Here is a 19243-nt window from a genome sequence, read left to right on the forward strand (position 1 = left end):
CGCTTTCGAGCAGGAACCGGCCGCATATGGGATGAAGCCTGTCATCATGCAGCAGTGCAGCTCCTGTGCGTCTGTGCCTTCCGCTGATGCTGTGCGTGCGCAAAGTCCACCCTTCTCATCCTGAATGGCTCAGGGAACGAACATGTCCTGTCTGGATGCCGCGGAAACCATCTTCCAGCCGCAGAGGCTGACAAACCGGATGTTCTGCTGCCGGAGTGGATATCCTGTCGCAATTCTGTGAAATTCCGCTGAAATTGCGGGAAAAGCTGAAAAAATAAAAGTAAATTTTTCTTAAAAGCATAGAAAACAGGCACTCGTTTTGATATAATGGTATCTGTATGAAGCTTGTCCATATCGTACATCCAAAAAGGAGGCGGGACAACGCTTTGCTTATATAGGAATCTCAATATAAAAGAAAGAAAAAATTTAGGAGGTAAGGTTTATAATGAGCACAAAATACGTATATCTTTTCTCCGAGGGCAACGGCAAAATGCGCGAGCTTCTCGGCGGAAAAGGTGCGAACCTGGCAGAAATGACCAACCTCGGTATTCCGGTACCGCAGGGCTTTACGATTACCACGGAGGCTTGTACCCGTTACTATGAGGACGGCGAAAAAATCGCTCCGGAAATCGAAGAGGAGATCAATCAGAGCATCGCGAAGATGGAAGAGATCGCCGGCAAGAAATTCGGCGATATCAACGATCCGCTGCTCGTATCGGTCCGTTCGGGCGCAAGAGCTTCGATGCCCGGCATGATGGACACCATCCTGAACCTGGGCATGAACGACGAAGTGGTGGTCGGCTTTGCAAAGAAAACCGGCAACGAGCGCTTTGCATATGACTCCTACCGCCGTTTCATCCAGATGTATTCCGACGTCGTCATGGAGCTGCCGAAGAGCAACTTCGAGCTGATCATCGACGAAGTGAAGGAAAAGAAAGGCGTCAAGCTGGACACCGAGCTGGATGCCGAGGATCTGAAGGAACTGGTTGTCCGGTTCAAGAACTACTACAAAGAGCAGCTCAACAGTGAATTCCCGTCCACTCCGCACGATCAGCTGATGGGCGCTGTCAAGGCTGTCTTCCGCTCCTGGAACAACCCGAGAGCGATCTACTACCGCCGCATGAACGACATCCCGTCCTCCTGGGGTACGGCTGTCAACGTTCAGGCGATGGTATTCGGCAACATGGGCGACGATTCCGGTACCGGCGTTGCGTTTACGAGAGACCCGGCAACCGGTGAGAATAAACTGTTCGGCGAGTTCCTGATCAACGCGCAGGGCGAAGACGTTGTCGCAGGCGTCCGCACCCCGCAGACCATCGACGAGCTCAAGGGAATCATGCCGGAAATCTACGATCAGTTCGCGAAGATCGCGGACAATCTGGAAAAACACTACAGAGACATGCAGGACATGGAGTTCACGATCGAACAGCGTAAGCTCTACATGCTCCAGACCAGAAACGGCAAACGTACCGCGGCCGCTGCGCTGAAGGTTGCCTGCGATCTGGTTGACGAAGGCATGATCTCCGAAAAAGAAGCGGTCCTGATGGTCGACCCGAAACAGCTCGACGCGCTGCTGCATCCGCAGTTCGACGCAAAGGCGCTGAAAGCGGCTTCCCCGATCGGTTCGGCTCTGCCGGCTTCCCCGGGCGCTGCCTGCGGCAAGGTTGTCTTCACCGCTGAGGATGCTGTCGAATGGCACAATAAGGGCGAGAAGATCGTTCTGGTGCGCCGCGAGACCTCTCCGGAAGACATTGAAGGCATGCATGTCGCACAGGGCATCCTGACCGTCCGCGGCGGTATGACCTCCCACGCGGCGGTTGTTGCGCGCGGCATGGGAACCTGCTGTGTTTCCGGTTGCGGCGAAGTCGTCATGAACGAAGAAGAGAAATACTTCGAGCTCGGCGGCGTCACAATCAAGGAAGGCGACTACCTGTCCCTGGACGGCTCTACCGGTAAGATCTATGCCGGCGCGATCCCGACCGTTTCCGCTGAAATCTCCGGATACTTCGGCAGACTGATGGGCTGGGCGGACGAAATCCGTGACCTGAAGGTCAGAACGAACGCGGACACCCCGGCAGATGCAAAGCAGGCTGCTGAATTCGGCGCCGAGGGCATCGGACTGTGCCGTACCGAGCACATGTTCTTCGATACCGACAGGATTACCGCAATGCGTGAGATGATCGTCTCCAAGACCGAAGAGCAGCGCAGAGCCGCTCTGGCGAAGCTGCTGCCGATGCAGCGCGGCGATTTCGAAGCGCTGTACGAAGCGCTGGGCGGAAACCCGGTAACCATCCGTTTCCTCGACCCACCGCTGCATGAGTTCCTGCCGACCGCTGAGGAAGACATCATCGCGCTGGCAAAAGAGATGAACATCACCGTTGAGGATCTCAAGAATGTCATCGCTTCGCTGCATGAGTTCAACCCGATGATGGGCCACCGCGGCTGCCGTCTGGCTGTCACCTATCCGGAAATCGCCGAGATGCAGACCACCGCTGTCATCGAAGCTGCCATCAACGTGAAGAAAGCGCATCCGGATTGGGATATCGTTCCGGAAATCATGATTCCGCTGGTTGGCGAACTCAAAGAGCTCCAGTATGTCAAATCCGTTGTTGTCAAGACCGCTGACAAGGTCATCGCCGACAACAATTCCGATCTGAAATATAAAGTTGGTACCATGATCGAGATTCCGCGCGCGGCGCTGACTGCGGACGAGATCGCAAAGGATGCTGAATTCTTCAGCTTCGGCACAAACGACCTGACCCAGATGACCTTCGGCTTCAGCCGTGACGACGCCGGCAAGTTCCTGGATGCTTACTATGACAGGAAGATCTACGAATCCGATCCGTTTGCGAAGCTCGACCAGGACGGCGTAGGCAAGCTGGTTGAAATGGCTGCAAAGCTCGGCCGTCAGACCCGTCCGGACATCAAGCTGGGCATCTGCGGTGAGCATGGCGGCGACCCGAGCACCATCGAGTTCTGCCACAGAGTCGGACTCAACTATGTATCCTGCTCCCCGTTCCGTGTGCCGATCGCAAGACTGGCCGCTGCACAGGCTGCGCTGAAATTCCCGAGATAAATTTTTCTTTCTTTTAAACTTATATAAAAAACCGGACAGTTGGGGGACGCCCCGGCTGTCCGATTTTTTATGCCGTGACGCGGCGGCGTTACACTGTCCATCTGCCTGTCTCACTGCCGTCGCTTTCTTCCGCTTTGTGTGCGTGCCGGTATCCAATTCAGCGGATACGGTTTCTTATCCTGTCCTTGACCCCATAAACCGCCATTCCTATCGATCAAAAAAAGATACAGAAATTATTCCCATATCTGAATAAGCTCAAAAATCCCGTCCCATACTGTAAGTACCACAGAAGATAAAGGACGGGATTGACAATGAAAAAACTAGAAATCGCATTGCTGATCGGTATTATCCTGACCGTTTGGCTCGGCAGTATCAAAGGATTTGCGGATGACTGCTCCGATATCCGCGCGAACACCGTTCGTTTACATATTCTGGCCAACTCCGACTCCGTATCCGATCAGGAACTCAAAGTCAAGGTGCGGGACCGCATTCTGGCAGACTGCGACGGCCTGTTTGAAAATGTAGACTCCAAGACCGATGCCAAAACGGCCATCGGTGAGAGCGAAGAACAGATCAAAGCCTTGGCCGAGGATGAGATCCAGAAAAACGGATATGACTATGCGGTTGAGATAGAATATGTCAACATGTATTTCGACACCAAGCAGTATACCGACTACACGCTGCCAGCGGGCAAATACGACGCGCTGCGCATCAAAATCGGCGAAGCCGAGGGACACAACTGGTGGTGCGTGATGTTTCCGCCGCTCTGCCTGCCTGCCGCCGAAAATGTTGTAAAGCCGGGCGATGTGCTCTCCACCGGAGCGATGGGGGTCATCACCTCGAATCCGCAGGTGGAATACCGCTTTAAGATCGTTGAGATCTTTGAATCGATCTGCCACTTCTTATTTGGAGATTAAGATAAATTGCTTCTTTTTCCACATTCATTTTTTTCTTCTCTTTTCTTTCTCTTTCCGGCGGTCCAGTACCGCCAAACGGGCCGGGCAAAATTGTCCGGCCCGCTTTTTCTTACAGCGCTGCACGGGCATTTCATCTTTCACGATAATGGTCTGTAAACAGCCTGCCTGCCGCCGCTGCATACAAGGGTTCATTCGTAATAACTGGAAACCGCTCTCCGCAAAATATCTTGCAATGATCTTATCTATGTTAAATGCGGACAGGATGGCACCTCTGCGGAAACCTGTCCTTCCTTTTTCCACACGGATGTGGTAAAATGGTGGAAAACAGTAAGGAAGGGTTTCACTATGTCTATTGAGCAGGTAAAAACCTATCTGCGGCAGTTTGGCCGTGAACAGGATATCATGGAATTTGAGACATCCAGCGCGACGGTGGAGCTTGCCGCTCAGGCGGTCGGCGTCGAGCCTGCGCGCATTGCAAAAACACTCTCATTCAGGCTTCCGGAAGGCTGTGTGCTGGTCGTCGCCGCTGGGGACGCGCGCATCGACAACCGCAAGTTCAAGGATCAATTTCAGTGCAAAGCAAAAATGCTCTCGCCTGACGAGGTTGTAGCGTTCACGGGTCACCAAATCGGCGGCGTCTGCCCGTTTGCCATAGAGAACGACGCGGTCAGGGTTTATCTGGACCGCTCGCTGGAACGGTTCGACACGGTTTTCCCGGCCTGCGGCAGCAGCAACTCGGCGATTGAGTTCACCTGCGCGGACCTGTACACCTGCGCGAAAGCGCTTGGCTGGGTGGATGTCTGCAAGCTGCCCGAATAATCCATATAAAGAGAAACGCGTTTCCATCAAAACGAAGATGGAAACGCGTTTCGGCTTTTCAGGAGAGCGTGTTTATTTTGTCCTTGCCTGTGAAAGGGACATTCGTATATTGAAACGGACGGTCCGCCGCAAATTCATCATACCGCTACGTGAAGCCGGGAACCACCAAATTTTTGTGATCTTTCTGTATATGCCGGTAAAACAAATTTTACAGACATCCGTTTTGCCGGTTTTCCGGACGCCGGGTGGAGAATGGAGGCAGGAGTCCGGCCGCCCGATGCGGCTTTACATGCTCTTTACGTGAAAATTCGGCCTGACAGGCGGGATTGCATTGCATCCGTGTCATCTGATATAATGAAAACAATCATTTGACAGGAGGCTTCCATATGCATACTGAACGTGCAGATACCAATGGTAAACATAAATTGACCGCGGGTCTGGTGATTCTGCTGGCGGGCGTCCTTTTCATCGTCGGCGGCATCGTGATAGGCATGAACTGGAACAGCTGGTTCTCCAAACAGGCATCCGTTCCAAACGCCGACCTGGATCCGGGTGCTGTAAGCTGGAGCGGTTCTCTGCCGCAGTCCGGTTCCGGGGATGAAAAGGGCATCGCGATCCCGGGATACCCCTCCATCGCCATTCCGGCCGGCGAGACGGACGTGAGGGTCGCGCTGACCAATCCCGAAGAGAATCCGTGTTATTTTACCTTCGAGCTGGTATTGAAGGACACCGGAGAAAGCCTGTACACCTCCAGGATGGTCGAACCCGGCAAGGCGCTGACAAGCATCACCCTTTCCCGTCCGCTCGAAGCCGGCGCCTATGACGCGTTTCTTCGCATCACCACCCATTCGCTGACGGATTTGTCCGGTATGAACGGCGCCAATGTCGCCACACGGCTCGTCGTTTCCTGATATGCTTTCTCCCTGTGCCCGCCCCATGTGGAAATTCAGTCCGTTCATCTGAAGATGGGATATAAACGATAGACGATGCGGCTTACAGCCGTTTCCTATCCGCAGCACATATGAAAGGCCCTTTGTGAAACAGCATGGAACCGGCTGAATCCACGAAAGTCCTATTCTTCTATACATTGATATAAATTTCGGATTTATTATACAATTCGTATTGCTGTTGGGAGAGTTTCATAGCCGGAAACGGCGGCGGCCAGCCTCAGTGGCAGCCGCATACGGACGCTTTGCAATCGGTTTCCGCGTATGGCAGCCGATTGCAGACCGCCGCATCCGATTATAAGCAGGTAGAACAGTTCTCCGTTGTGCCCTGCCTGTTTTTTGATGGGCAAGCGGCAGCTTCTTTCCAGTCATTCCTTTCCTGGAAAGAAGAAGGATGGATTTTCCAATTGAACGCTGACTTCGTGATATAACGCTGGTTTTTTAGTTTAACGCTGATTTCGAGATTTGATGCAGTATCCAAAATGCAACATCAAAAATAAGCGGATTCCCGGTAGATTTATCACATGAAACTTTTCATCAATCGCTGGTAAACTCTGTATGATGCCGCGCAGAATGGATAACCTAAAAACAGGCTGTCCGGACTGCGCTGTTTTTTGCGGTTTATCATTCGGACGCGATATCCCAGCGGGAAAAAGCATCCGTAAAAGCCCGTTTTCCGGCGCGTCGACTTTTTTAGGCAATTCTCACAAACTTCCGGAATCGTCCGCTTTTTGGTTGATTTTTTACCGCTTTGTGGTATCATATAAGTATAGTTTTTTTACCAAAATTCATCAAGTTTTTGTGTAAGATCGCCCGGTTTCACGCTAAAATTGGATATTGTTGGATTGCCTCTGTCGAGCAGGCCGATATCTTGTGCAAACCAGCCAAAATGTTACGATCAAAGTTATGGATGTTCTACAGAAATTGGATTGACATTGCGGCTGGAACATGATATATTGATATTGACAAAATAATAACAATCATTTCAGACAGATGTCAATCCTCCGGTCTGTGAAAACAAAGCGGAGACTTAAACGCGATCAGTCACAGTGATTTGCAGTCCCTTTTGCGGGACACAAAACCAAATGATTTCATATAGGAAAGGATTTGAGCGAATGGCACAGGAAAAAGCACAGGCAGCTCCCAAAATTGAAACCGCTGATATGATCGGCAAACTTGTCGAAAATGCCAACAAAGCCCTCGAAGGTTTCATGAAGATGGATCAGGAACAGGTGGACAAGGTTGTCCATGCAATGTCCCTCGCCGGACTGGATGCGCATCTGGACCTGGCAATTCTGGCATATGATGAGACCGGCCGCGGCGTTGTTGAAGACAAGGTCATCAAAAACATGTTCGCAACCGAATACATCTACCACAGCATTAAAAACGAAAAAACGGTCGGCATTGTCGACGAAAACGACATGGAAGGCTATGTCGAGGTTGCTGAGCCGGTCGGCATTGTCGCCGGCGTTACACCGGTCACCAACCCAACCTCCACCACCATGTTCAAATCCCTGATCTGCATCAAGACCAGAAACCCAATCATCTTTGCGTTCCATCCGTCCGCACAGAAATGTTCGGTTGCCGCCGCGAAGGTTCTGTACGAAGCAGCCATCGCCAACGGCGCTCCGGAACACTGCATCCAGTGGATCGAGTATCCGTCCATCGAGGCCACCAGCGCGCTGATGAATCATCCGGGCGTTTCGATGATCCTCGCAACCGGCGGTTCCGGCATGGTAAAAAGCGCATACTCGGCTGGTAAGCCGGCTCTCGGCGTCGGCCCGGGTAACGTACCGTGCTACATCAACAAGGATGTCGATGTCAAACGCGCATGCAACGACCTGGTGCTTTCCAAAACCTTCGACAACGGTATGATCTGCGCATCTGAGCAGGCTGCCATCGTCGATGAGGCGATTGCACCGCAGTTTGAAAAATATATGACCGAATTCGGCTGCTACTTCTTAAAGCCGGATGAGATCAAAAAGGTGTCCGATTACGTCATCAACTCTGAAAAGGGCGCTGTCAATCCGGTTGTCGTCGGCAAGCCGGCCGCATGGATTGCAGAGCAGGCAGGCGTCAAGGTTCCGGAAGGCACCAAGATTCTCCTTGCCAAGCTCGACGATGTCGGACCGGATTATCCGCTGTCCCGTGAAAAGCTCTCTCCGGTTCTCGCGTACTTTGTCGTCAAGAACGACAAGGAAGGCTTTGAAAAAGCCAGAAAGATGCTGGAATTCGGCGGCCTGGGACATTCCGCGGTCATCCACTCCAACAACCGCGACCTCTGCCACGCATACGGCGAAGCCATGAAGGTTGGACGCGTAATCGTCAACTCCCCGTCCTCGCAGGGCGCAATCGGCGATATCTACAACACCAACACCCCGTCCCTGACACTGGGATGCGGATCCTTTGGACGCAACTCCACCACCTCGAACGTATCCTCTGTCAACCTGATCAATAAGAAACGCATCGCAAAGAGGAGAGTTAATATGCAGTGGTTTAAAGTTCCGCCAAAAATCTACTTTGAAAACGACTCGGTCCAGTACCTTGAGAAGATGCCGGATATCTCCCGCGCATTCATCGTTACCGACCCGATGATGGTCAAACTCGGTTACGTCGAAAAGGTCCTGTATTATCTGAGAAAACGTAAAGTATACTGCCACAGTGAAATCTTCTCCGATGTCGAGCCGGATCCGTCCGTTGAGACCATCATGCGCGGCGTTGAAGCGATGAACAACTTCAAGCCGGACGTCATCATCGCGCTGGGCGGCGGTTCCTCCATGGACGCCGCGAAGGGTATGTGGCTGTTCTACGAGCATCCGGATACCTCCTTCGACGGCCTGAGAATGCGCTTCCTCGACATCAGAAAGAGAACCTTCCACTTCCCGAGACTGGGAACCAAGGCGCAGATGGTTTGTATCCCGACCACATCGGGCACCGGTTCGGAGGTCACCTCCTTCTCGGTCATCACCGACAAGGTCAACGGAAACATCAAATACCCGCTTGCCGACTACGAGCTGACCCCGGATGTCGCCATCATCGACCCGCAGTTCGTCATGAGCATGCCGAAATCCATCACCGCCGATACCGGTATGGACGTTCTGACCCACGCGATCGAGGCCTATGTTTCGATCATGGCATCCGATTACACCGACGGTCTGGCAATCAAGGCGATTGAACTCGTCATGGAATACCTGCCGCGCGCTTATAGAAATCCGGACGACGCCGAAGCGAGAGAGAAGATGCACAACGCTTCCTGTATTGCCGGTATGGCCTTCTCGAATGCGTTCCTGGGCATCAACCACTCGCTGGCGCACAAGATCGGCGGCGAATACCATGTCTCCCATGGACGCGCAAACGCCATCCTGCTGCCGTATGTCATCGACTTCAACTCGAAGATGCCGACCAAGTTCGTCTCCTGGCCGAAGTACGAGACCTTCATCGCAGACAAGAAGTATGCGAAGATCGCAAGATACCTGGGTCTCCCGGCTAAGACCGACGCCGAGGGCGTCCAGAGCCTGATCAAGAAGATCAACGACATGATGACCGAGCTGAACATGCCGCATTCCTTCCAGGAATACGGACTGGATGAGACCCTCTTCATGAAGAACCTGAGACATCTGTCGGAGAAGGCCTTCGAAGACCAGTGCACCACGGCGAACCCGAGATACCCGCTGATCAGCGAGATCGAAGGTATCTACAAGAACGCTTACTACGGTAAATAATTCCGCCTGCAAGAAGACGGCCAAAGGCCGGCGGATTCTAAAGGAATTGTAAGTGAATAGAAAAAGCATCGCGGGAGTGATCTCCTGCGATGCTTTTTTGATTTGAGATGATTCTTTCATCATGCAAATTGCCATGGGTTCCTCTTGTGAAATATGACCATTGGTTTTGTCAGCCGTCGTATCGTACTTCTAAAGGAATTCCCGGGTCTTCCATGCAGCTTTTAAATCCCCATAAGTAGTAGGATTCCGTACCCATCTTATACACAGATAGCGTCCCGGTCATTTTGCGCCACATGATGATCTGATAGCCCAGTCCGATATAGTAACTGCTCCCGCCGTCGTTGATGCTCATGTAATGCAGGGAAAAGACAGGCTTCTTGTACTGCTTGGCAAGGCTCAAATCAACAGAATAGGAGGTCAGCGACAGGCTGAAGAAGACCAATGCGACCGTCAGTATCAACGGCATATGCCGGAATCGAAGCTTTATCATGACACCACCTCCGCGATCGGGTTCCACAGCGAAAAGCAATTTGTTGCAGCTTCGTACAGAGAAAGATAAATAAGCCTGTTATTGTGTTCTGCCAATTTCCATAATATCACTTCTTTGTTTGGGTGTCAACCGACGATCAGACATTGTATGCACGGTATTACTCGTTAGAATGCAGAACACCAATATCCTGTTGTGCAGTTTCTCAGTCTTCTCTATAAAGCATGCCCATTAAAAAGCCGACAGCATGCTTCTGCTTTGTAACGGGAAGCTTTCGATAAACCGACAGCATGCCCAGTTCTTCTTCGGACAGGTCTTTTTGAAGAAACCGTTCAATGGAAATGGGGACATTGGTTCGGTCCAGCAGAAAATCGGCGGACACATCCAGCTCGTCGCAGAGCTTCAGCAAGGTACTGATGCTGGGATTTGACCGGCCGCTTTCATAGGCACTGATCGTTTCCTGTGCAACACCAATCCTCATAGCCAGCGCAAGCTGATTGAGATGTATGGATTCCCGGTATTTCTGCAAATTCTTCATTGTCGACTCCCGTTGCTTTCTCTATTTTGTAGCCGAAGATATTCACTGTCTTCTTCGTTCTCTGCGTCATACAATTCAAATTGGTTTATAAGCTCGTCCAGCTGTCTGCTTACCTGCAAAATCTTTTTATAATCTGCTTGGCTTTCGATGAGCTGATGCAGTTGATTTCTCAGTACAAAAATGTCTTTATCCAGTTGGCTCCAGTCCATATTACTGTATACTTCCTATATAATTGATATAGTTCTATTATATCGAAAAAAGAAGAAACAAATAGAAATATGGCCTATAATAATAGTACCAACGTTACTATTCATATATATTATAACATAGCCTCATCCATTTTACATGATACCAAATTTATGCCGTCACTTAAGTGTATGTATCTTTTTGTCATGTGTAATCCTTTCTTTGACCGAATAGAAATAGAATTAAAAAAGGTGCCGCAGACTTTCATCTGCGGCACCTTTCAGTTATATAATTTTGTTACAAATCTTCTCTATAAAGCATACCCATTAAAAAGTCAACAGCGTGGTTCTGCTTGGTAACAGGAAGCGGTCAAGAAACGATAAATAACGATTGCCGCGCCACCTGGCGGTGGGGCAATCGCCTACAGCGCTCTATGGTCAAGGAATCATTTACGCAGCAGCTGCGGGAATCGGGGTACCGGTAAAGACTGTCGAAGGGAGTGTTAGCGTCCGCTGCTAGCCATTCCCGACACAAAGACCCTCCCAATGCCGTCCGCAGACGGCCGAAGCAGATAAAGAGATATCGTAGGGGGATTTTCAAGGGGGGCCATCTGGCTCGCGGCGGCACAGTGCATGGCCCCCCTTGAACGGCCTTTCTTGGTTACTTCTTTGGCCGGCAAAGAAGTAACGACCACATTGCCAAGTGTCACTTGGCAAACAAAGCATGGCCGCCGCGCCACGGCGGAACAATGACCACCCAGCCAAGGTGTCTTGGCGAACGTCGTGAAGCCGCTGAGATACGGCATTCAGTTTTTACAGCCTGAGGTGCCGCAGACTTTCATCTGCGGCACCTTTCAGTTTGCCCGTATGTAGTCTTTGTTGTAAAGGGATGTTTTATCAGCTGAACAATGCAGCGACCCGATCCCAGAAGGACAGCTCGCGTTCCTCCGGAGGCGGGGATGCAGGCGGTTCCTCTGCCGCGATGCCGGGCGTTTTGCAGATGAACTGCACGGTTCCGACCGCCTGATTGCCGGCGGAGACAAAGGAAACCGGCTCGAAATCGGACTGCAGGAAGGCGTCCATCGCCTGTTCGAGCTGTTCCCGCATATCGTCGTCCATCGTTGCGGTGCCTTCGCGCAGCTGGCCGGTTCCGCCGGTCAGCTGCCGCATGCCGTCCCGCGCTTCGCCAAGGCCGCCAGAAAGGGAATGAACGCCGCCCTGAACGCCGTCGTAGGCATCGGCCAGATCGGATACGCCGGAGGTATAGCCGCACAGCCCGTCATGGAAGCCGCGGTACTGTGCTGAGAGCGTACGCAGGCCGCCGGACAGCGCTTTCATTCCATCAAGCGTCTGGGATATCTGACCGGAAAGCTGACCGCCCATCCCGGCCACGGTGCCGGCCAGCGTACCGGCGCTGTCCGCAATCCCATCAAGGGATGCGCACAGAAGCTCGAGCGCCTTTTGATCCTCGAGCAGAGCCGCCTTGACGTTGCGGATGCCATCCGACTGCTTTCGATACGCCTGCAGCAGGATCTGGACGTTCGGGTCTTCGCTCCCGCTGAGCGCATCCGCCGCGGATGCAACCGCTTCGTCCTCTTCATCCGGCAGCATATTTGCGATGCTTCCAAGCTGGGAGACACAGCGCTTCATGTTTTCACTGACGGCCTGCAGGGAACCTGAGAGCGTGCGGATGCCGCCGGAAAGCGCATCCAGGCCGCCGGTCAGCTGGTCATCAGAGTCCCCGTATTCGGCAGGCAGCGCATCCGACAGAGCTTCGAGCGCACCCAGCACCTGCGCCGACGCGGACTGCAGTGTGCCGGCGTTCGACTGCAGGCTTTTGAGGCCAGAACCAAATTGGCCGGCACCGCCATCCAGGTCCAAGGCCCCGTCCGACAGCGCGCACAGGCCGCTGTACAGCGCCTGTGCGCCGTCGTCCAGCTCAGCGACGCCGTTCTGCAGCGTTTGAATGTCCCCGGTGAAGTCTGCGGCGTCCCCAAGGTCCACCGCCAGATTCAGCGGAAGCGCGGTCAGCTGCAGGCCGTCCATCGTGAAGTCCCGGACATCCGCTTCGATCGTGAACGACGCTTCTTTCCCGGGCAATACCATAAAGGAGAGCGTTTTCTGGGAGCCGACCGCGGCGACCGTCGCCGATTCGGTCGTGATATTCCGGCATTTCGCCGCATCAAGCGTCATCGATGCCTGCACGCAGTAGTGCTCAAAGAACAGCGCCTGCCCCGCTTTGTTCTGCTGGATGCGAAGTTCGATGGACAGCTGCCCGCTTTTTCCGGCCAGCTCTTCAGCCGGCATTTCCCGGCCATCCAGCTTATAGGTGAGCGCGATATCCCACGGAAGCGCGGCGTTTTCCAGGTCGCCCTGATAATAGAACCGTCCCGCCGGCGCGCTGCCGGTCACCGTGCCGCCGCTGCAGGAGATCGGATCGGTGGTGCTCAGATTGGTCACACGGGTATAGTTCCCGTAATCGGTCCAGCTGCCCGCCGCGGGCAGTTCAAAGGAGTTGACGACATATACGCCGTCAACCGAGCCGTCGTTCATCAGATTGACATAGATCGATTCATCCTTGTCCCGCGAGCCGACGGCGTTTGCCGGCGTGCTCTTCTGGATTGATTCATTACCGGCCTGTTCGGCGGCCGCGAGCGATCCTGCAGGGAACAAAAAGGCCAGGACCGCGGCCAGGCACAGGACCGGGATTCGCCATCGTTTCATGAAGATTCCTCCTTCCGGAATAGGGTGTACTGGGAATGGGTATACCTTGATCCGCTGCGTGTATGGAAGTCCATAAAAATCTTATGGGCATCCGGGACAGCCGTCATATCCGTACAGGATCGCCGGCTGTTCCGGGTCGATTTGACAGGGATGTGCTGGAAACGCCGGCGAGCCAACGCCGCATCCGGACCGTACGCCGGGTTCACGGCCGTCCGCCGTTCGGGACAGAAACCAACGGCGGCATGGCGCTCTTGGAAATCACGATCCTGTTTTTATGGCCTATCCTTCTTCCAGAATGTCAGCTGCAGGGTGGTTTTCTCCACGACCCTGTCAAGCAGGCACAACAGGGCGGGCAGAACCAGCAGCACCATCACCGCAGAGAGGGCCGCGCCGCGCCCGAGCAGTACGCCGAGCTCGCTGACCACCTGCTGGTCGGAGCAGATGCCGATCGCCGCGCCGGCCGCCGTCAGAATCATCGCGGAGGTCAGGATGGACGCGGCGGTCTGCCGAACCGTCTCCACGACCGTTTCCCGCTTGGGAAGGGTGCGGCGCAGGCGCAGATAGTGCTGGGTAAAGAGGATGGCATAGTCGACCGTAGCGCCCAGCTGAACCGTATTGATGACCAGGAAGCCGATGTAGCAGATCGGGTCTCCGGTGAAATATGGAACGGACAGGTTGATCCAGATGGAGGTCTCGATGGTCAGCAGCAGAAGCAGCGGGATGGACAGGGAACGGAAGGTCAGCAGCAGCACCAGCCCGATTGCGATGATGGCCAGCGTGCTGACCACAAAGTTGTCCGCCGTGACCGTGTCGCGCATGTCGTAGTTGTTGACGCTGACGCCGCACAGAAGCGCATCCCCGCCGTAAGTGTCCGCGGCAAGCTTCCGGACATCCTCGACGAGCGCGAAGGCCTGCGGTCCTTCGGTTGGGGTATCGGCGTCGAGAATCATCCGGCTGTAGTGTTCGGAAACCATCTGCGAAAGGGTGTCGGACGGCAGGAACTCCTCCGGAATCGTGGTGCCGATCGTGCCGGCATATGAGATAACCGAACGGACGGCGGGAAGAGTCTCAAACGCGGCGGCCAGCGCGCGCTCCTTGCCAAAGCTGCCGCGCGGCACCATCACGACAATCTGAACCGACTGGCCGAAGGTGCCGTCGATGCGCTGGGTATCCTGCCCGGCCCGGGTCGCCATACTGAGCTCGGCGTTGCCATAGGTAAAATCGTTCTTCTGCTGTGCCAGAAAGCACGGGACAATCAGCAGGCAGATAAGTATCAAAGCGGGTATCCGGATGCGGAAGATCCCTTTGCCGAGCTTCCCCATCTTCGGCACAAATGACCGGTGCCGGGTTTTATCCAGCAGCTTCTGGCAGCAGATGGTCAGAGCGGGCAGGAAGATCATGACCGAAACAAGGCTCAGCAGGATGCCCTTTGCAAGCACGATGCCGAGGTCGGGGCCGATTTTAAAGCGCATAAGGACGAGCACCAGGAATCCCAGGATGGTGGTCAGCGCGCTGGCGAGCACAGCGGAGAAGGATTCCTTCATGGCAAGCGTCATGGCCTTCAGGCTGTCGTCCGTCTGTGTGCGGTGCCTGGCAAAGCTGTTCAGCAGGAAAATCGCGTAGTCCATTGACACGGCAAGCTGCAGGATGGGGCCGACGCTGAACGTGATGAACGAGGTCTCGCCGAGAAACAGGTTGGTGCCCATGTTGATGAGGATGGAACATCCGATGGTACACAGGAACAGCACCGGTTCGAACCAGGAGCGCGAGGTCAGCAGCAGAATCAGCAGCACAATCGGGATCAGCAGAGCCAGGATCACCGCCATGCTCGAGAAGGTCGTCTCCTGTGCGTTCGCGGTGTTGACAAGCTCTCCGGACACCGCGCCCTCTTCGCCGATGATTTCCCGGATCTGATGGACAACCCGCACCGCATCCCCTTCATCCGCGCTCAGGGACAGCAGCGCGCCGGAATCTTTGTAGTAAGCTTCCACGATGCTCTGATCGGCCGTTTCAAGCGGCTGCTTTAAATCGAGGACATCGTCCAGCCAGCTCACGCCGCCGACTCCCTCCAGCGAGGACAGCCGTTCCTTATACGAAAGCGCCTGCGGGATGCTGACATCCGGCAGATAAACCCGCGCGTTCGGCGCCGGCTGCGTGAATTCCTCTTCCATAACCTGCAGCGCTTTGGTAGAGGGCGCGTCGGCGGGCAGATAATCGATCAGGCTGAAGTTGATCCTTGTACCAAGGCACAGCAGGGTGCTCAGCCCCGTGACGGCGGCAAAGAGGATCAGCACCAGCTTGCGGTGCCTTAAAATCCATTCGGATGCCTTCTGCATAGCCATCCCTCCATTCTGTCAATTATGGGCTTTCTTCAATTTTATTCTAACAAATTGAGGGCAAAAAACAATCGACAGCTTTCAGACACGCTGCATGTTTTTAAACAGAATCAACCACTTCTGTTCGATTTGCAGGGTTATTCATATAAAATTAAAAAAGATTATGAGGTTTGCCCGCAAATATGGAAGATGAAGGATGCTTGACAGAATGAAGGGAATGCGGTATAATGAGCGCAGAATCTAAGAAAGGAGGCGGGCGGAATGTTCCTGCTGCACAGTCAAAAACGCTGCATAACCGAAGGCTTTGAACAACCGATTTGGATGGAACATTGTGCAAAGCCTCAAAAAGATTCGTTTCATCGGCTATAACGGGAATATCCAAGGGTGCGGCTGCCGCTGCGCTTTGTTTGCGTTACCGTTTTGCCGGTTAAATGATGTGTCTTAGGGCCGCGGTGTTTTCATCCGCGGCCCTTTTTGCGTTTATTTGGGATTGCAGCCCTTTCGCTGCTGACTGTGGGGAAGGCCGCCAAATGCCAGCGTATGCCAACGCTTTATACAGCCGACCGGCGTTCATAGACCGCCGGCCGGCAAGGGGCTAATGGGCGGAGCTGAGCCGATGGCACACAGCGGAGATGTGAAAAAACAAATAGCGGTCAGTGAAAAAACGCGGCCGGAATCAGGCAGCTTCAAAAGCAGCGTGCCAAGCGGTCAGCGAAAAAACGCGGCCGGAATCATGCGGCTTCAAAAGCAGCGTGCCAAGCGGTCAGTGAAAAGATGCAGCCGGAATCAGACAGCTTCAAAAGCAGCGTGCCAAGCGGACGGCGAAAGTATGAGCCGGAAACCATGCCGCCTTAAAGCGGCATAACAACAAAAGAAAGGAGGTATCCCATATGAAAATCGCACGTGGACTGCTCTGTGCAAGGTTTTGACGACAGCACCTGCACAGAGCTTTGAGAGCTGTCTCAGGACTTTGCACCTTTCTGTGAGAAATTGATCAACGAATAAAGGAGCAGAGTCATATGAAACAACCAATGGATTTAACAAAGGGAAACGTTTGGAAACAATTGATGAAATTTGCGCTGCCGCTGTTTCTGGCAAACCTGCTGCAGTCGCTTTACGGCATGGTGGATATGGCCGTCGTGGGACGGTATGTCGGAAGCGCGGCGCTGGCCGCGCTGAGCAACGCGACGATGATCGTCTTCATCCTGACGGCGGTCTGCATCGGCGTCACCATGGGCGGCAGCGTGCTGGTCGCGCAGTACCGCGGCGCGCGCGATGAGGACGGCCAGCTTGGAAGCATCGGCACGCTGTTTGCGCTGACCGGCGCCGCGGCGCTGGTGATCACCGTCCTCAGCCTGCTGACATTTGAGCGGGTGCTTACGATGATGGGACTCCCCGCGGAATCGATGCCGCACGCGGTCGAATACCTGCGGGTGATCTGCATGGGCACGGTGTTTGTATTCGGATACAACGCGGTCTGCAGCATCCTGCGCGGCATGGGGGATTCGAAAAGCCCGCTTTACTTTGTCGCGGTCGCCGCGGCGGTGAATGTCGTACTGGATTTTGTGCTGGTGGGGGCCGCCGGGATGGGGACATCCGGCGCGGCCTGGGCGACGGTGCTGTCGCAGGCGGTCTCGTTTGGGGTCTCCCTGCTGCGCCTGCGCCGTACGTTGAAAGGGTTCCAAAGGAAGAAGGGCGCTTTGAAGCCGCAGGGAAAGCTTGCCTGGACCATTTTGAAGATCGGCCTGCCCAGCGCGGTCCAGAGCGCCGTGGTCAACGTCGCGTTCCTGCTGGTCACCTGCATCCTGAACAAATACGGCGTCGTGGTTGCCGCCGCGGCAGGCGTGGGGCTGAAGGTCGCGACCTTTCTGGCGATGCCCTGCTGGGCCGCCGGCCAGTCCGTCATGACGATGGTCGGGCAGAATATGGGCGCCGGAGAGATCACGCGCGCGTCGTCGGTGTCCAGGGCCGGGCTGGTGCTGAGCCTTGCTTCAACCGGCATCATGGTGCTGTTTGTCCAGCTGTTTGCCCCGGGCATCATCGGCCTGTTCGATCAGAACCCCGCTGTCATCCGGGAGGGGGTGCTGTACCTGCGCATCTTCTGTTCGGTCAGCAGCTTTGCCTATGCGGCGATGTACCATTTCGACTCGTTTGCGACCGGCGTGGGCGCGGCGGTGCTCGCGATGGTCAACGCGCTGCTCGAGGGCATTGTGCTGCGGCTGGGGCTGATCTTCCTGTTTGAAACGGTGCTGGGGCTTGGACGCATCGGCGTCTATCTCGGCCAGATGCTCTCCACCTTCCCGCCGGCAGTGATCGGCCTGCTGTATTTTCTCAGGGGAAGCTGGAAGTGCCGCCGTCTGATTGATCAGAACACCGCGCAGCAGCTTGACGAGGAAGCGCAATTGGAATAGAATAAGAGTGCGGAGATAGAAACACAGCCCGGTTGGTAGTCCGGGCGTGGCGAAGGCCATCAGTAACCTGCCCTCCCAGGGTTGTCCGTTCTCCGCCGGAATCTACAGAATGGGAGGGATTCTTCATGGATCAAGTCACCGCGAAGTTTTCGGTGTACTTTGAACCGCCGTTTTGGATCGGCCTGTACGAGCGGGAGGAGGACGCGCGGCTGTGCGTCGCCCGCGTCGTCTTTGGCAGCGAGCCCAGCGACGCCGAGGTCTGGGCCTATCTGCTCGAAAACTTTGGACGCCTGCGCTTCACAAGGCCGGTGGAAGCCGGAGAAAGAAAGCCGAAGGCCGGCAATCCAAAACGCATGCAGCGCGCGGCAGCCAGGGAGCTGCAGACAGCCAGAACCGGTACCAAGGCACAGCAGGCCATCAAACAGCAGTTCGAGGAAAACAAGCTGGAACGCCGCTCACGCCACAAACGGGAGTCCGAGGAAGAAAAACAGCGGCAGTTTGCGCTGCGGCAGCAGAAGAAAAAAGAAAAGCACCGGGGAAGGTAATCCTTCCCCGGTGCTTTCGCGCGGCGGGTTTGACAGCCAACAGAAATAAACCGTTGTCCCATGATCATTTCGCTCTGAGAACAGAGAAACCGCCATTGATATCATCCGGCCGCTTGTTAAACGGTCAGTTGTTCCTTGCCAGTACATCAATGGCTTCGTCATAGGAGCGCACCTTTTCTACTTGAAAATACTTTTGAAACTCGGCCGACCATAAATCGATTTCATCCTCAATCGTTGGCACCTCGTTTAAGATGAAAACGCATGTTTTACAACTGGACTGCGCCATATCCGGCAGTAAAACCTGGAACCCCCATGCGACGTCCTCCTTTTCATCTTCAAAGCCGTTTCTTGCATCAATGACAAAATGACTGCCGGGATTTTCGTAAAGCAGCTTCGATGCGAATAACGCCGGTGCCCGGTAGTCATCAAAACAGCAGAATTTTTTCCATGTCAGAAAAACGACGTTATCATGCTTTATATATTCAACGTGGCAGAATTCTGAATCATAAATGGAATCCACGATCCAATCCTCCTTG

Annotated in this window: 13 protein-coding genes; 7 read left to right on the forward strand and 6 right to left on the reverse strand. The window is 54.2% G+C overall.

Features of this window, described 5'->3' with window-relative positions; translation table 11 throughout:
* Positions 1-445 precede the first annotated feature (445 nt).
* From ppdK to adhE, 5 genes are all read left to right on the forward strand, one after another.
* Positions 446-3076 carry a pyruvate, phosphate dikinase gene (gene ppdK / locus BN348_RS00485; RefSeq protein WP_040195517.1) on the forward strand — a complete coding sequence of 877 codons (2631 nt, stop codon included), beginning with the start codon at positions 446-448 and terminating at the stop codon, positions 3074-3076.
* Between the two features lie 311 nt (positions 3077-3387).
* Entirely contained in the window at positions 3388-3993 is a 606-nt protein-coding gene (spoIIR, locus tag BN348_RS00490) for a stage II sporulation protein R (RefSeq protein WP_040195518.1), read from the forward strand.
* Positions 3994-4338: 345 nt separating this feature from the next.
* Entirely contained in the window at positions 4339-4812 is a 474-nt protein-coding gene (locus BN348_RS00495) for a YbaK/EbsC family protein (protein ID WP_040195519.1), read from the forward strand.
* A 386-nt stretch (positions 4813-5198) separates the two neighbouring features.
* Positions 5199-5723, forward strand: coding sequence for a hypothetical protein (locus BN348_RS12770; RefSeq protein WP_052446582.1), 525 nt, complete (start codon positions 5199-5201; stop codon positions 5721-5723).
* 1151 nt (positions 5724-6874) lie between these two features.
* On the forward strand, positions 6875-9481 hold the full coding sequence (gene adhE, locus BN348_RS00510; protein WP_040195521.1) for a bifunctional acetaldehyde-CoA/alcohol dehydrogenase: 2607 nt from the start codon (positions 6875-6877) through the stop codon (positions 9479-9481).
* A gap of 169 nt (positions 9482-9650) precedes the next feature.
* Here adhE and BN348_RS00515 read toward each other — a convergent pair whose 3' ends face one another.
* The 5 genes from BN348_RS00515 to BN348_RS00535 all read right to left on the reverse strand — a co-directional run bounded on the left by BN348_RS00515 (position 9651) and on the right by BN348_RS00535 (position 15751).
* The gene (locus BN348_RS00515; RefSeq protein ID WP_156136353.1) at positions 9651-9971 is read right to left on the reverse strand and encodes a hypothetical protein; all 321 of its coding nucleotides are present in this window, start codon (positions 9969-9971) and stop codon (positions 9651-9653) included.
* Positions 9972-10173: 202 nt separating this feature from the next.
* A complete protein-coding gene (locus BN348_RS12775; RefSeq protein ID WP_052446583.1) occupies positions 10174-10506 on the reverse strand; it encodes a helix-turn-helix domain-containing protein in 333 nt (110 codons plus the stop codon).
* A complete protein-coding gene (locus BN348_RS00525) occupies positions 10503-10715 on the reverse strand; it encodes an aspartyl-phosphate phosphatase Spo0E family protein (protein WP_040195523.1) in 213 nt (70 codons plus the stop codon). Before BN348_RS00525 ends, BN348_RS12775 begins: the two co-directional genes overlap by 4 nt.
* Positions 10716-11588: 873 nt before the next feature.
* Entirely contained in the window at positions 11589-13415 is a 1827-nt protein-coding gene (locus BN348_RS00530; RefSeq protein ID WP_040195525.1) for a hypothetical protein, read from the reverse strand.
* A 272-nt stretch (positions 13416-13687) separates the two neighbouring features.
* On the reverse strand, positions 13688-15751 hold the full coding sequence (locus BN348_RS00535; RefSeq protein ID WP_040195526.1) for an efflux RND transporter permease subunit: 2064 nt from the start codon (positions 15749-15751) through the stop codon (positions 13688-13690).
* A 1019-nt stretch (positions 15752-16770) separates the two neighbouring features.
* Here BN348_RS00535 and BN348_RS00540 point away from each other — a divergent pair.
* Both BN348_RS00540 and BN348_RS00545 read left to right on the forward strand, forming a co-directional pair.
* Positions 16771-18162 carry an MATE family efflux transporter gene (locus BN348_RS00540; RefSeq protein WP_040195527.1) on the forward strand — a complete coding sequence of 464 codons (1392 nt, stop codon included), beginning with the start codon at positions 16771-16773 and terminating at the stop codon, positions 18160-18162.
* 125 nt (positions 18163-18287) lie between these two features.
* A complete protein-coding gene (locus BN348_RS00545; RefSeq protein ID WP_040195528.1) occupies positions 18288-18707 on the forward strand; it encodes a YjdF family protein in 420 nt (139 codons plus the stop codon).
* Positions 18708-18831: 124 nt separating this feature from the next.
* On the opposite strand, the gene BN348_RS00550 is transcribed toward BN348_RS00545, so the two are convergent.
* Positions 18832-19227, reverse strand: a complete 396-nt coding sequence (locus BN348_RS00550) for a hypothetical protein (protein ID WP_040195529.1) — start codon at positions 19225-19227, stop codon at positions 18832-18834.
* Positions 19228-19243: the final 16 nt, after the last annotated feature.

The sequence above is a fragment of the Candidatus Soleaferrea massiliensis AP7 genome (assembly GCF_000820765.1).
In the GTDB taxonomy this organism is placed as follows: Bacteria; Bacillota; Clostridia; order Oscillospirales; family Ruminococcaceae; genus Soleaferrea; species Soleaferrea massiliensis.